Origin of the sequence: Marmoricola sp. URHB0036 (assembly GCF_000426045.1) — a bacterium.
In the GTDB taxonomy this organism is placed as follows: Bacteria; Actinomycetota; Actinomycetes; order Propionibacteriales; family Nocardioidaceae; genus Marmoricola.
This window is the reverse complement of sequence record NZ_AUEP01000004.1, coordinates 381,835-395,655: the sequence shown is the minus strand read 5'-3', so window position 1 is coordinate 395,655 and position 13,821 is coordinate 381,835. Positions and strand designations below refer to the sequence as shown.

Genomic DNA, 13,821 nt, shown 5'->3' with positions numbered 1-13,821 from the left:
GGGCAGGCCCGAGCCTGGTCGCGATGTCGGTGCGGATCTGGACGTAGTCGGCGTGCTCGAAGGAGAAGGGCAGCGCGAAGGCGACCTCGTCGACCTCACGGAACCCGGCGTGCGCCTAGAGCTCCTCGGCGATCTGGTCTGACGTGCCGACCAGGTCGGGTGCGAACATCAACCGGCCGGGACCCTGCGGTGTGGTCGTCCGGGCGAGGCGCGCCTCCGCGTACTCCGCGTACTTCGCCCGCTGCTCGCTCGAGGCGCTGTGGGGGGTCCGGCACGCGTCACCCGACCTGCGCCGTGCGCCCGAGGTCCTCGTCGCGCCCGGCTCGTTCCGACCTCAGCTGCTGTGCGCGGAGCTGGAACTCCGCGATGAGGGCCGCGACCGCGTCGGGGATCACCCGCTGACGCCGGTGCTGCAGGCTCAGCCGCACCACCGTGCGGTCGCCGGCGATCGGCCGGGTGGTGATCAGTCCGACGCGCTCGAGCGGGTCGCCGGCGACGCTGTAGTCGGGGAGCACGGTGACGCCGAGCCCATCGGCGACCATCACCTTGCCCATCTCGGCACCGTCGGTGCTGTGCCAGCTGGCGGGCAGCTGGGCGCCGAAGAGCCGGTGGGCGAACCGGTACATCAGGTAGCCCGACCGCATCGCGACGAACCGCTCGGCCCGGAGGTCGTCGACCGTGACCTCGGCCTGCTCGACGAGGGGATGGTCGCAGGACAGCACCGCCACCGGGCTGCCCTGCAGGAGCTCGATGCCGGCGAGCTCGGGGGACACGTCGTCGCCGCCGAGCAGGTTGATGATCCCGATGTCGAGTGTGCCCTCGAGCAGGTCCCGGTGGATCTCGGCATGCTGCAGGTTGCGGACCTCGACGCTGACGCCGGGGAACCGCTGCTGGAAGGCCTGGATCGCCGGCAGCAACAGGGTGGACGTGCCGGCGTTGACGGTACCGATCCGCATCACCCGCACGGCTGCGGTCTGGTCGCCGGCGGCAGCGCGCAGCCGCTCGGCGGCGTCGAGCACCTCGACGATGTGTTGGAGGAGCTCGCGTCCGGTGGCGCTGATCCGGGTGCCCGAGCGCCGCCGGTCGAGCAGGGTCACCCCGAGCTCCTTCTCCAGCTTGGTCAGCGACTCGCTGAGGGCCGGCTGGGAGATGTGCAGGTGCTCGCTGGCACGACGCAGTGATCCGTACTGGGTGACCGCGGCGACGTACTGAAGCTGCTCGATGCGCATCAGGGCTCCAGGTGATCGGTGGACACGACGGGGTGATCGGCAGAACCGAGCGCGTCCGATTCGGGTTTCAATATCTACTAAGTCTATCGTCTTTCATGACACAGGAACCCCCACGACTCGTCTACGCAAGGAGGTGGTCGTCACATGCCCGTCAACCAGCTGCTGCTGTTCCGCACCACGGTGCGGCTGCACGTCGACCTCCTCCTGACCGCCAGCTGTCTGTGTCACTGAGCTGATCGCTCCGGGCTCTCCGGATGCGGTTGGTGATCCGCCCAGTCCCCCGAGAGACCCCGACAGCCCGGAGACACGCCATGCCCCAGAACCCTCCCCGCCCCCTCCACTTCGCCGCGTTCGTGATGAACACGACCGGCCACATCGTCCAGGGAACCTGGCGCCGCCCCCACGCCCGGCAGACCGACTTCAACAGTCTCGACCACTGGGTCGATCTTGCGAAGACGCTGGAGCGCGGCAAGTTCGACGCGATCTTCTTCGCCGACGTCGTCGGGCTCTACGCGCCGTACCGCGGGGACGAGCGGAAGTACTTCGAAGCCGGGCTGCAGGTCCCGAGCAACGACCCGTCGGTGCTGGCCAGCGCGATCGCGTATGCCACCGAGCACCTCGGCATCGCCTTCACCGCCTCGATCCTGCAGGAGCACCCGTTCAACTTCGCCCGGCGGATCTCCACCCTGGACCACGCCAGCAAGGGCCGGATCGCCTGGAACATCGTCACCAACTACCTGCCCAACGCCTCGCGCAACTTCGGCCTGGAGGGCCTCACCGCGCACGACGAGCGCTACGCCTGGGCCGACGAGTACGTCGACGTCACCTACAAGCTGTGGGAAGGGTCGTGGGAGGAGGACGCACTGCTCCAGGACCCGGTGACCGGCATCCACGCCGACTACGACAAGGTCCACCGGATCAACCATGAGGGGCCGCGCTACCGCGTCGAGGGCCCTCATCTCGTCACCCCGTCACCGCAGCGCACCCCCCTCCTCTTCCAGGCCGGCGCGTCCGAGGCAGGGCGCACGTTCGCTGCGAAGAACGCCGAGGCCGTGTTCATCCAGTCGCCCAACCTCGACTCGGCTGCCCGCGACACCAGCGACATCCGCTCACGCGCGGTGCAGCACGGTCGTCGCGCGGAGGACCTCAAGTTCTTCCAGGGCCTGTACGTCGTCCCGGGCTCCACCGAGGAAGAGGCCAAGCGGATCGCGGCCGAGCTCGACGAGTGGATCGACTACGACGCCCAGCTCTCGCACATGTCCGGGGCGGTCGGCATCGACTTCGGCCACGAGGATCTCGACAAGCCGATCGGCGAGCTGCGGACCGAAGGGGTCCAGTCGATCGTCGGCTGGATCAAGGACCTCGTGACCGACCGGCCGGCCACCCTGCGCGACGTCGCCCACTACACCGCGACCAACAGCCGCATCGTCGGTACGCCGGAGCAGATCGCCGACCGGCTCGCGAAGTGGCAGGCCGCCGGGGTCGACGGCATCAACCTGGTCAACGCCGAGATCCCCGGCAGCTATGAGGACTTCGTCGACCAGGTCGTCCCGGTGCTCCAGGCACGCGGCCTGGCGCAGACGGAGTACGCCGAGGGGACGCTGCGCCACAAGCTCTTCGGCCAGGGGGACCGGTTGCCCGAGCGACACCAGGCCGCGCGCTATCGCGGCGCGTTCGCTCCCGTCCGGGTGGCGAGCGCGTTGTGACCGAGCCCAAGAGACTGGTGCTGAACCTGTTCGAGATGAACTGCGTCAGCCACATCACCCACGGCCTGTGGCGCCTTCCCGACAACAACCGCGAGCGGTTCAACGACATCGAGTACTGGACGGAGCTGGCCACGCTGCTGGAGTCCGGCGGCTTCGACGCGGTGTTCCTGGCCGACGTGGTGGGCACCTACGACACCTTCCGGGGATCGGCTGACACCGCGATCCGGCAGGGACTGCAGATCCCGAACAACGACCCGTCGGTCGTCGTACCCGCCATGGCCGCGGTGACCAAGCACCTCGGCTTCGGGATCACCTTCTCCACGACCTACGAGCCGCCGTTCGCGTGGGCTCGTCGCGCCTCGACCCTCGACCACCTGACCAAGGGCCGCGTGGGCTGGAACATCGTCACGTCGTACCTGCCCAACGCCGCGCGCAACCACGGCCTGGAGGGCGAGGTCGAGCACGACAACCGGTTCGAGCGGGCCGACGAGTACCTCGACGTGCTCTACAAGCTGTGGGAGGGGTCCTGGGACGACGACGCGATCACGGCCGACCACGAGAACAACGTTTTCGCCGACCCGGCGAAGATCCGCCCGATCTTCCACGAGGGCACCTACTTCAAGGTCGAGGGCCCGCACCTTCCCTCGCCGAGCCGGCAGCGCACACCGGTGCTGTTCACCGCCACGCAGTCGGCGGCGGGGACCGCCTTCGCGGGCAAGCACGCCGAGGTCGTCTTCACCGGCGGCCCGAGCGAGGAGTTCGTGAAGCGGACGGCCGCGTCGCTGAAGCAGGCGGCCGTCGACGCCGGCCGGGCACCCGGCGACCTCAAGGTGATCACCACGGCCGGCGTGATCGTGGCACCGACCGAGGAAGAGGCGCGGGCCAAGCTGGCCCGGTTCCAGGAGCTGTCCGACCCGGAGGGCTACCTCGCCCATGCCGGGCTGCCGTGGGACCCCACCAGCTACCCCGCCGACCTGCCGGTCGACCAGGTGCCGGACCTGGCCGAGGGTCGGGTCGGGCGGTTCCGCCAGGTCGAGGCGGGCCAGACCGTCGGTGACTTCCTGGCCGGCTTCGGTGACCTCGCGCGGCACCCCCTGTTCGTCGTCGGTACGCCGGACCAGGCGGCAGACGCGATCGAGCACTGGCTCGACGAGGTCGGCATCGACGGCATCAACCTCCTCCAGTACCACACCTTCGACACGGCCAGGGACTTCATCGAGCTCGTCGTGCCCGTGCTGCGCGAGCGTGGCCGGCTGCGTGCGTCGTACGACGAGAGCGAGTCCCTGCGCGACCGGATCTTCGGCGAGGGCGACCGCCTCCCCGAACGGCACCACGGCGCCCGCTACCGAGGCGGCGCCCACCTCCCTGTCTCACCAGCCACCAGCGACACCCCCAGCGACACCCCCAGCGACACCCCGCCCCGGGCCGAGCAGCAGCTCAGCGCCTGACCCCGAGAAAGAGAAGACACCGCCCATGACCAGTCCGTTCCCGCTCCGCCGTACCCGCCGCGTGGTGGCCGGGTTCGCAGGCCTCGTCCTGCTCGCCTCCGGCCTCACCGCGTGCGGCGCCGCCGCCGCCGAAGGGGGTGGCACCAGGGTCAAGGGTGGAACGATCACCTACGCCCACGTCCAGGAGCCGCCGTGCATCTTCGGTGGCTGGATCCAGCAGGCCTACATCTCGCGCCAGGTCCTCGACGGCCTCGTCACCGAGGACCAGGACGGCTCCGTCAAGCCGTGGCTGGCGACCTCGTGGGACGTCTCCCCGGACGGCCTGACCTACACCTTCACCCTCAAGGACGGTGTGAAGTTCACCGACGGCACCCCGCTCGACGCCGCCGCCGTGGCCTACAACTTCGACCAGTTCGAGAACACCGACCTCAACGGCACCGCGAAGGTGTCGATGGAACCCTACTACAAGTCCGCCGAGGCGATCGACCCCACGCACGTGGCGATCCATCTCACCCAGCCCTACCCGCAGTTCCTCACCCTGATCACGCAGGGCTACTTCGGCATCGAGTCGCCGACGGCGCTCAAGACCCGGTCCAAGGAGGAGAACTGCGAGAAGCCGATCGGCTCCGGCGCCTTCACGGTCGAGAAGTGGAAGAAGGGCCAGGAGGTCATCTTCAAGAGGAACCCGAACTACACCTCGTGGCCGTCGACGGCCAAGCACGAGGGCCCGGCGTACGTCGACGAGATCAAGTGGAAGTTCGTCCCGGACGGTGTCTCGCGCTACGCCTCGCTGACCACCGGCCAGAGCGACGTCATCTACGAGGTTCCGACGGTGAACTGGAAGGACGCGCAGTCGAGGTTCAGCAACACGATCCGCTACATCACGCCCGGCAAGCCCGTCTCCTTCTACCTGAACACCAAGGCCGGCGTCTTCACCGACAAGCTCGTCCGGCAGGCCTTCGCCTACGGCGCCGACCGCAAGGGTGCGGTCGAGGCCGGCTTCCACGGCGTCATCCCCTACGAGGGCAACCCGTCGGTCAGCCAGTCGACGCCCGACTACAACGAGCAGGCGGCCAAGGCCTACGCCTACGACCCCGACAAGGCCAACCAGCTGCTCGACCAGGCCGGGTGGAAGAAGAACGCCGACGGAGTGCGCACCAAGGGCGGCAAGCCGCTGACCGTCAAGCTCGTGTACGGCGCCGGCTTCATCTTCACCTCCGAGGGAGCCACCGTGCTCCAGGCCCTCCAGGAGCAGTGGAAGAAGGTCGGCTTCGACGTCAAGCTCGTCCCCGCGACGATGGCCGAGCTGTGGGGTGGCAAGTACGCCGACCCGTCGACCTTCGACGCGACGCCGTCGTACTGGACCAGCCCGAGCCCGGCCATCCTCTGGATCGTCTGGCGTCCGAACACCGAGAAGGCACCGAACGGCAACAACCGCTCCTTCTACAACAACGACCAGCTCTCGAAGGTGATCCAGGCCGCGAACACCCAGACCGATGCGGCCAAGGCCTCGACGCTCTACCAGCAGGCGCAGCAGATCATCCAGGACGACGCAGCCGGCGTCGGTCTCTACACCCAGAACACGCTGATCGCCGTGGCCAACGACCTCAAGGGGTTCTGGGTGGAGAAGAGCCAGGGCGAGCCGATCTTCTCCGACGCCTACTTCGTGAAGTGAGGTCGAGATGACGACTCTCGCTCCGGACGTGCTCGCCCCGGTGACCCCGACGGCGCTGCCCGCACGACGCTCCGTGCGGGCGGCCCGCCGGGCCGCTCTCAAGGCGGCTTCGGCAGTGGCGGTGCTGATCGCCGCGGCGTCCGTGACGTTCTTCGCCCAGCTGGCCATCCCGGGTGACCGCGCCACGATCATCCTCAACCTCCAGAACGGCCGCGAGCAGAAGTGGTCGAGCTCGGAGCTGTCGCCGGTCAACGAGAAGTTCGGGTTCGACCATCCGTTGCTCACGCAGTACCTGCACTACGTCGGTGGGTTCTTCAAGGGCGACCTCGGCACGTCGTACACGCAGTACCGGCCGGTGACCTCGGTGATCGGCGCCCAGATCCTGCCGACCCTCGTGCTCACCGTCGGCGCCCTGGTGGTGGCCTGGATCTTCGCGCTCGTCGTCACCGTGCTCACGGTGAGGCGGGGCCGGGCGGTGACGGGCATCGGCTCCTCGTTCGAGGCCTTCACCGCCAGCCTGCCGCACTACTGGGTCGGGGTGATCCTGCTCGTGGTCTTCGCCGTCAAGATCCCGATCTTCCCGGTGATCGGCGGTGACGGGCTCTGGGGCACGGTGCTGCCGGTGCTCACGCTGGCCATCCCGCTGTCCGGGTTCCTGGGCCAGGTCACGCGCGACGAGTTCGACAAGGTGCTCGACCAGCCGTTCATCACCACGGCCCGCGCCCGCGGGATGGGCGACACCGCGATCCGGTTGCGGCACGCCCTGCGTCACGCGGTGCTGCCGGCGATCACGCTGTCGGGCTGGGCGCTCGGGGCGCTGATCTCGGGCGCGGTCATCGCCGAGAACATCTACGGTCGTCCGGGCATCGGGCAGGTCCTGGTGACCGCGGTCAACACCCGCGACGTCCCGACCGTCGCCGGGATCGTGCTGGTGGTGGCAGCGGTCTACATCGTGGCCAACCTGCTGGTCGATCTCGCGTACGCCGCCGTCGACCCGAGGCTGCGTGCGTCATGAGTGCCGCGACGCTCAGCCCCGCCCGTCAGCGGACCGGCATCCGGCTCGCCGTACGACCCGCCACGGTCATCGCCGGTGCCTTCGTCGCGCTGGTGCTGCTCGCAGCCGTGGCCCCAGGGCTCCTCGCCAGCGGCACTCCGACCCAGATCGACCTCACCAACGCCCTGGCGACCCCGTCGTGGAGCCACCCGTTCGGCACCGACGAGGCCGGTCGTGACCTGCTCACCCGGGTCATCTACGGGACCCGCCTCTCGCTGGGCATCGGGCTCGGGGCCACCGGCATCGCGATGTCGCTGGCCATCGTCCTCGGCTTCGTCGCCGGCCTGGCCGGTGGCTTCGTCGACACCGTGATCACCCGCGTCCTCGAGGTGTTCTTCGCCTTCCCGGCGCTGCTGGCGGCGCTGCTGGTGATCGCGATCTTCGGGCCCTCGGTGACGACGTCGATCGTCGCGGTCGGGCTCGGCTCGATGCCGGGCTATGCCCGGATGGTGCGTGGACAGGTGCTGAACGTGCGGCAGGCCGGCTACATCGAGTCCGCGCATGCCCTCGGCCACGGCCGCTGGACGGTGCTCCGCCGCCACCTGTTCCCCAACGCCATGCGGCCGCTGGTCGCCGTCGCGACGCTGGGCGTCGGCCAGTCGATCGTGTGGGCCTCCAGCCTCGCCTTCCTCGGGCTCGGGGTCCCGCCACCCAGCCCGGAGTGGGGCGCGCTGCTCGACGCCGGGCGTCTCTACATCACGACCTCATGGTGGCTGGAGGTGCTGCCGGGACTGGTCATCGTGCTGTTCGCCCTGGCCGTCACCTCACTGGGCCGCACCCTGCAGCACCGACTGGAAGGAGCGGCCCGATGACGGTCGTCGCATCGAAGCAGGCCTCCACCCGGCAGGTCGCCCCGGGGCAGGCGCTGCTCAGCGTGCAGAACCTCCGGGTCGCCTTCGGCGAGACCGAGGTCGTCAAGGGGATCTCCTTCACGGCCAGGCCGGGCAGCTGCCTGGCCATCGTGGGGGAGTCCGGGTCGGGCAAGAGCGTGACGGCACGGACCCTGGTCGGCCTGACCGGTGGCGACGCGCGCGTCGCGGCCGACCGGCTCGACCTCGACGGCACCGACCTCCTCGCGCTCGGCGAGCGGGCGTGGCGTCGTACGCGGGGCAAGGAGATCGGCTTCGTGCTCCAGGACGCGCTCGTCTCCCTCGACCAGCTCCGCCGCGTCGGGGCCGAGGTCGGCGAACCGCTCGAGCTGCACGACTGGGGCGACCGGCGCTCCCGTCCCGAGCGGGTGGTCGAGCTGCTCACCTCGGTCGGCGTACCCGAGCCGGAGATGCGTGCCCGGCAGCGCCCCTACGAGCTGTCGGGAGGTCTGCGCCAGCGGGCGTTGATCGCCTCGGCGATCGCCCTCGACCCGCGGCTCGTCATCGCCGACGAGCCGACCACCGCCCTCGACGTGACCGTGCAGGCCCAGGTCCTCGACCTGCTCGCGGCCTCCAAGGAGCGCGGCACCTCGATCATCCTGATCAGCCACGACCTGTCCGTCGTGGCGCGCCTGGCCGACGAGGTCGCGGTGATGCGCGACGGCGAGATCGTGGAGCACGGCGTCAGTCGGCAGGTGCTCTGCGACCCTCAGCACGAGTACACGCGCGCACTGCTCGACGCCGTACCGTCCGAGCACACCCGTGGTGTCCGTCTGGTCCGCGGGACCTCCCCCAGCACGCCTCGGGAACGACGTCCCATCGACCGCGGCCGGCCACTGCTCGAGGGTCGGCACCTGACCAAGGTCTACCGCGGACCCGACGGCGTGGACCGCACGGTCGTCGACGACGTCTCCTTCGAGCTGTACGCCGGCGAGACGCTCGGCATCGTCGGGGAATCGGGGTCCGGCAAGACCACCACCGCCCGGATCGCCCTGGCGATGCTGGAGGCCGAGGGCGGCGAGGTGCTGCTGCGCGGGGAGCCGTGGAGCACGCTGACGCAGCGCGAGCGCCGGCCCCTGCGCAACCGGGTGGGTGTGGTCTACCAGGACCCGCTGAGCTCCTTCGACCCACGCTGGAGCGTCGGCCGCATCGTCGCGGACGCCCTCTCTCGCGGGCCGAACCCGCCCAGCTCCGCCGAGGAGCGACGCACGCGGGTCCTCGGCCTGCTGCAGAAGGTGGGGCTGGGCGAGCACCAGGTGGACGTCGGTCCCCTGCGGCTCTCCGGAGGCCAGCGTCAACGGGTCGCCATCGCCCGCGCACTGGCACCCGAGCCCGAGCTCATCGTGTGTGACGAGCCGGTCTCCGCGCTCGACGTGTCGGTCCAGGCGCAGGTGCTCGATCTGCTGACCGATCTCCAGGACGACCTCGGCGTCAGCTACCTGTTCATCTCCCACGACCTCGGTGTCATCCACCACATGAGCGACCGCGTGCTGGTCATGAAGGACGGCAAGGTCGTGGAGCGCGGGACTGCCGACGACATCTTCACCCGGCCGCAGGATCCGTACACCCAGCGCCTGCTGACGGCCCTGCCCCGGCTGGAGCAGGCGTCATGACGGAGGTGCAGGTCCGCGAGGAGGCGCCCGATCTCGACGGTCTGCGCGCCCGCTTCGGGCCGGTCTTCGCGAGGATCGCCGCCGGCGCACCCGAGCGTGAGGCCGACAGACGGTTGCCGTTCGAGCAGGTCGAGTGGCTGCGCGAGGCCGGTTTCGGCAAGCTCCGCGTCCCCCGGGAGTACGGCGGGCTCGGCGCCACCCTGCCGCAGTTCTTCCGGCTGCTGATCGAGCTGGGCGAGAGCGACTCCAACATCCCGCAGCTGTTGCGTGGCCACGTCGGCTTCGTCGAGAGCCGGCTGTTCCACCAGGACGCCGACGTCCGTGACCGTTGGCTGCGCCGGATCGCGTCCGGCGTACTCGTCGGGAACGCGCAGAGCGAGCAGGGCAGCAGCTCCTTCTGGCAGAACGCGACCACCATCAGCCCCGCCCCCGAGGGGAAGGGCTGGCGACTGTCGGGCAAGAAGTTCTACTCCACCGGCAGCCTGTTCGCGGACTGGATCCACACGACCGCCACGGTCGACTCCCAGCACAGTGCCACCGTGCTGGTGCCGACGTCGGCGGACGGCGTGACCCGGATCGACGACTGGGACGGCTTCGGGCAGCGCCTGACCGGCAGCGGCACCACCGTCTTCGACCAGGTGGAGATCCACCTCGACGACGTGGAGATCTACCCCAACGGGGAGCTGCCCGGCACGCACCTCATCGCGTTCTTCCAGCTGGTCCACCTGGCCACGCTGGCCGGGATCGGTCGTCGGGCGGTGGCCGACACCGTCGCGTACGTGCGCGGCCGGACCCGCAACCTCGCCAACCCGGCGTTCCCCTCGCCGAAGGACGACCCCCAGGTGCAGGAGGTCGTGGGTCGCGTGGCCTCTGCCTCCTTCGCGGCCGTGGCCACCACCCTGGCCGCCGTGGACGCGGTCGATGCGGTGGTCCGGGCCCAGGAGACGGGGACCGCGACGCCCGACCTCTACGACGCCGCGGACGTGGCCACCTTCAGTGCCCAGGGGCAGGTGGTCGACCTCGTCCTGGGCCTGACGAGCGAGCTGTTCGAGGTCGGCGGCAGCTCGGCCGTGACCGACCGCTTCGCCCTGGACCGGCACTGGCGCAACGCCCGCACCCTGGCGTCGCACAACCCCGTGATCTACCGCTCGGCCATCGTCGGTGACCACGCCCTGAGCGGCACCAGCCCAGCCGGGGCGATAGGCCGTTCCTGGCAGCAGGCGCAGCGCCCGGAGGGAGGGCGGTGATCGGTTCTGCCTATCACCCGATTCCTGACTCCGTGGGTCAGATGCGGCACCCGGGCTCGCCTTCCGGAGTTAATACCACCAAACTAGTAGACAAATAGTCATGCCGTCCGCACGGGAGGTGGCGCAGTGACCGAGCTCATCACCAACCAGGACCTCGACCCCGCCAGGCTGCGCGAGGCGTTCGGGATCTTCCCCACCGGGGTCGTCGCCGTGGCCGCCGAGGTGGACGGCCTGCTCGTGGGCCTGGCAGCGAGCTCGTTCACGAGCGTGAGCCTCGACCCGCCCCTCGTCTCGTTCTCGATCTCGAGGACCTCGAAGACGTGGCCCGACCTGCGGCGTTCACGGCACCTCGGGGTGACCGTCCTTGCCGACCACCAGAGCGCCGTGTGCCGGCAGCTCGCCGGTGCGCCCGAGCATCGTTTCGTCGGGGTTCCCGTGCGGATCAGCGACGACGGCGCCGTGACCCTCGACGGGGGACTGGCGCGTTTCGAGTGCACGATCCACGCCGAGGTAGAAGCCGGCGACCACGTCGTGGTCCTGCTGAGGCTCCATGCCGTCGACCAGAGCGACACCAGCAGTCCGCTCGTCTTCCACCGGAGTGGGTTCGGCAAGCTCGCCGTCTGAGGTCGCACACCCGGTGAGCCGGCCCGGTGCCTCCAGGACCACTGGCGCCTCGCGCGGGGGGTGCACGAGGCGCCAGCGGCGTACGTCGCCCAGCCGGAAGCTCTGAGCCGAACCCCAGACCGGCATGCCGAAGCATGCCGAGGTGAGTTTGGGAAACCGCCCGTCGATCCGTGGGATCTACGGGCGGTCACGTACCTGGATCGCGTCTCGGTCGCCCTCGACGCTGGGCAAAGAATGGTGCACTCGGGGGCACCTGCGCGAGCCACCGCCCACCGCGGTCTAGTTCAGGACAAAGCGTCAGCTCCGCGGCAGGGTCAGGGTGAAGGTGGTGGGGTCCGCCACCGAGGTGACGTCGACCTGCCCGCCCAGGGTCTTCGCCACCCGTCGGGCCAGGGCGAGGCCCAGTCCGGCGCCCGGGCTCGCGTCGTCCCGGGTGCCTGCGCCGAACAGGTTCTCCGGGTCGCCGACGAGCCCGGGTCCGTCGTCGGACACGTGGATCGAGGCGGTTCGGTCGGCGACCGAGGCGCTCACGGTGACCCGGGACGAGGCATGTCGCAGTGCGTTGTCCACCAGGGGCGACATCGCCCTGGCGGCCAGCTCCGTGGTCGCGGCGAGGGTCACCGCACGATCCGGCGCACCGACGTCCTCCAGGAGCCGGCCGTTCGACCCGGGGTGCGCGTCGAGCACGGCCGTGACCACCTCCCGGACGGTCGTCCGGGTCCCCGTGTGCTCGCCACCGCGGGCGATCTGGAGCAGCGCGGTGATGGTCGCTCCCATCTTGTCCACGAGCGCGACCACCTGCTGGAGGTGCTCGACCTCGGGTCCGCCGGTCGCCTTCATCAGGGCGAGCTCAGCCTCGCCGCGGATGCCGGTCAGCGGGGTGCGCAGCTCGTGGGCGAGCTCGGAGGTGAGCAGCTGCTCGCTGCGCAGCGCTCCCGCGACGCGGTCGAGCAGGATGTTGAGGGTGCGCGCCAGATGGGCGATCTCGTCGCCGCTGCCCGGGTCCTCGAAGCGGGCATCCAGGGCCTGCTCGCTCCATTCGTCCGCCAGGGCAGCCATGTCCTCGACCGGGGTGAGGGTGCGGCCCACCGTCCAGGCCGCGATCCCGGTGGCACCGGCCGTGACGATCAGCCCGAGCAGGACGAGACCGATGATGATCTGGGTGCGGGTCTCCTCGTAGGGCTCCAGACTGCGGGAGACCACCAGCACCCCGGAGCCGGGCGTGGGCCCGCCGATCTCCACCGGGGCTGCCAGGAACACACGCTCGTTGCGCACGACGCGCGTGCGGTGGTGAACCTGGCCCAGCTCGTCGGCGACCGCCTGCGTGCGGGCCTTCACCCGGGGCCCGATCAGCGTCGCGCCGTCCTGGTCGTAGAGCCAGGTGGTGTCGTCGATCGAGTCGTCCGGCGCCTCGAGTGCCCCTTCCGGTCCGTTGGCGGAGTTCTCGATCCCGGACGAGATGACGCTCAGCTGATCGCTCAGCGAGGCGTCCACCGAGTTGTGGGTGATCGCGTTCAGGGCGAGTACGACGGTGCTGACCATCGCCGCCATGGCCAGGGCCGAGACCAGTGCGGTCGTGATGACGATCCGCGTCCGGAGCGGTCCACCGGCTCGCCTCATCGCAGGACGAACCCGACGCCGCGGACGGTCTCCAACGAGACCGGTGAGTCGATCGCGGCCAGCTTGACGCGCAGCCGGCGGATGTAGGAGTCGATGGTGTTCTCGCTGACCATGGCGCCCTCGGGCCATCCGGCGAGCACAGCCGCGCGTCGTCGTACGACGGTGCCGGGCTGGGCCGCGATCGCCGCCAGCATCCGGAACTCGGTCGGGGTGAGCCGCTGCTCGAGCTCCCCGTGCCGTACGGCGTACCGGTCCGGGTCGAGGTGCAGCCCGGTGACCTCGGTCGGGAGCGGTCGGCTCCGGCGGTGCAGTGCCTCGATGCGCACGAGCACCTCGGACAAGGCGAACGGCTTCGGCACGTAGTCGTCACCCCCGGCGTGGAAGCCGGACACCCGGTCGTGGACGGCGTCGAGGGCGGTCAGGAACAGCACCGGTGCGTGCTGGCCCTCGGTCCGGAGCGCCTGGCAGACGTCGCGGCCGTCGGCGTCGGGGAGGCCGATGTCGATCACCAGGACGTCCACGCCGGACGACGGTGTCAGGTTGCGCAGGGCCTCCTGACCGTTGCGGGCGATGACCACCTCGTGCCCGTTCATGCGCAGGGCGTCGGACAGCACCCGGCGTACCGACGCGTCGTCCTCCACCACACCCACCCTCGTCACCCCTCCATGCTGCCGTACGTTCACGCACCTGCCGCCGGACACGGGACGAGTGGTCAGGTTGCGTTCAGGTCGTCGGG

Annotated in this window: 11 protein-coding genes; 8 read left to right on the top strand and 3 right to left on the bottom strand. The window is 70.1% G+C overall.

Annotated elements, in window-relative coordinates:
* Nucleotides 1–278: 278 nt before the first annotated feature.
* Complete coding sequence (locus H976_RS24510) at nucleotides 279–1,229, bottom strand: LysR family transcriptional regulator (RefSeq protein ID WP_051276176.1); 951 nt, start codon at nucleotides 1,227–1,229, stop codon at nucleotides 279–281.
* 311 nt (nucleotides 1,230–1,540) lie between these two features.
* Between H976_RS24510 and H976_RS0104570 the strand changes: the two genes are divergently transcribed.
* From H976_RS0104570 to H976_RS0104535, 8 genes are all read left to right on the top strand, one after another.
* Nucleotides 1,541–2,935, top strand: coding sequence for an LLM class flavin-dependent oxidoreductase (locus H976_RS0104570; RefSeq protein WP_027860586.1), 1,395 nt, complete (start codon nucleotides 1,541–1,543; stop codon nucleotides 2,933–2,935).
* Entirely contained in the window at nucleotides 2,932–4,383 is a 1,452-nt protein-coding gene (locus H976_RS24505; RefSeq protein ID WP_081682657.1) for an NtaA/DmoA family FMN-dependent monooxygenase, read from the top strand. The genes H976_RS0104570 and H976_RS24505 overlap by 4 nt, the downstream gene beginning before the upstream one ends.
* Nucleotides 4,384–4,408: 25 nt before the next feature.
* Nucleotides 4,409–6,058: an ABC transporter substrate-binding protein gene (locus H976_RS0104560; RefSeq protein WP_036224530.1), complete on the top strand. Its 1,650-nt coding sequence runs from the start codon at nucleotides 4,409–4,411 to the stop codon at nucleotides 6,056–6,058.
* 7 nt (nucleotides 6,059–6,065) lie between these two features.
* Complete coding sequence (locus H976_RS0104555; protein ID WP_051276174.1) at nucleotides 6,066–7,073, top strand: ABC transporter permease; 1,008 nt, start codon at nucleotides 6,066–6,068, stop codon at nucleotides 7,071–7,073.
* Nucleotides 7,070–7,924, top strand: a complete 855-nt coding sequence (locus H976_RS0104550; protein ID WP_027860583.1) for an ABC transporter permease — start codon at nucleotides 7,070–7,072, stop codon at nucleotides 7,922–7,924. Before H976_RS0104555 ends, H976_RS0104550 begins: the two co-directional genes overlap by 4 nt.
* Nucleotides 7,921–9,594 carry an ABC transporter ATP-binding protein gene (locus H976_RS0104545; protein WP_051276172.1) on the top strand — a complete coding sequence of 558 codons (1,674 nt, stop codon included), beginning with the start codon at nucleotides 7,921–7,923 and terminating at the stop codon, nucleotides 9,592–9,594. The genes H976_RS0104550 and H976_RS0104545 overlap by 4 nt, the downstream gene beginning before the upstream one ends.
* Nucleotides 9,591–10,841 carry an acyl-CoA dehydrogenase family protein gene (locus H976_RS24500; protein WP_051276170.1) on the top strand — a complete coding sequence of 417 codons (1,251 nt, stop codon included), beginning with the start codon at nucleotides 9,591–9,593 and terminating at the stop codon, nucleotides 10,839–10,841. Before H976_RS0104545 ends, H976_RS24500 begins: the two co-directional genes overlap by 4 nt.
* Before the next feature lie 126 nt (nucleotides 10,842–10,967).
* Nucleotides 10,968–11,465 carry a flavin reductase family protein gene (locus H976_RS0104535; RefSeq protein ID WP_027860581.1) on the top strand — a complete coding sequence of 166 codons (498 nt, stop codon included), beginning with the start codon at nucleotides 10,968–10,970 and terminating at the stop codon, nucleotides 11,463–11,465.
* A 297-nt stretch (nucleotides 11,466–11,762) separates the two neighbouring features.
* Here the strand turns inward: H976_RS0104535 and H976_RS28505 are convergent, their stop codons facing one another.
* A complete protein-coding gene (locus H976_RS28505; protein WP_027860580.1) occupies nucleotides 11,763–13,085 on the bottom strand; it encodes an ATP-binding protein in 1,323 nt (440 codons plus the stop codon).
* Nucleotides 13,082–13,744, bottom strand: a complete 663-nt coding sequence (locus tag H976_RS0104525; protein ID WP_027860579.1) for a response regulator transcription factor — start codon at nucleotides 13,742–13,744, stop codon at nucleotides 13,082–13,084. The genes H976_RS28505 and H976_RS0104525 overlap by 4 nt, the downstream gene beginning before the upstream one ends.
* Nucleotides 13,745–13,821: the final 77 nt, after the last annotated feature.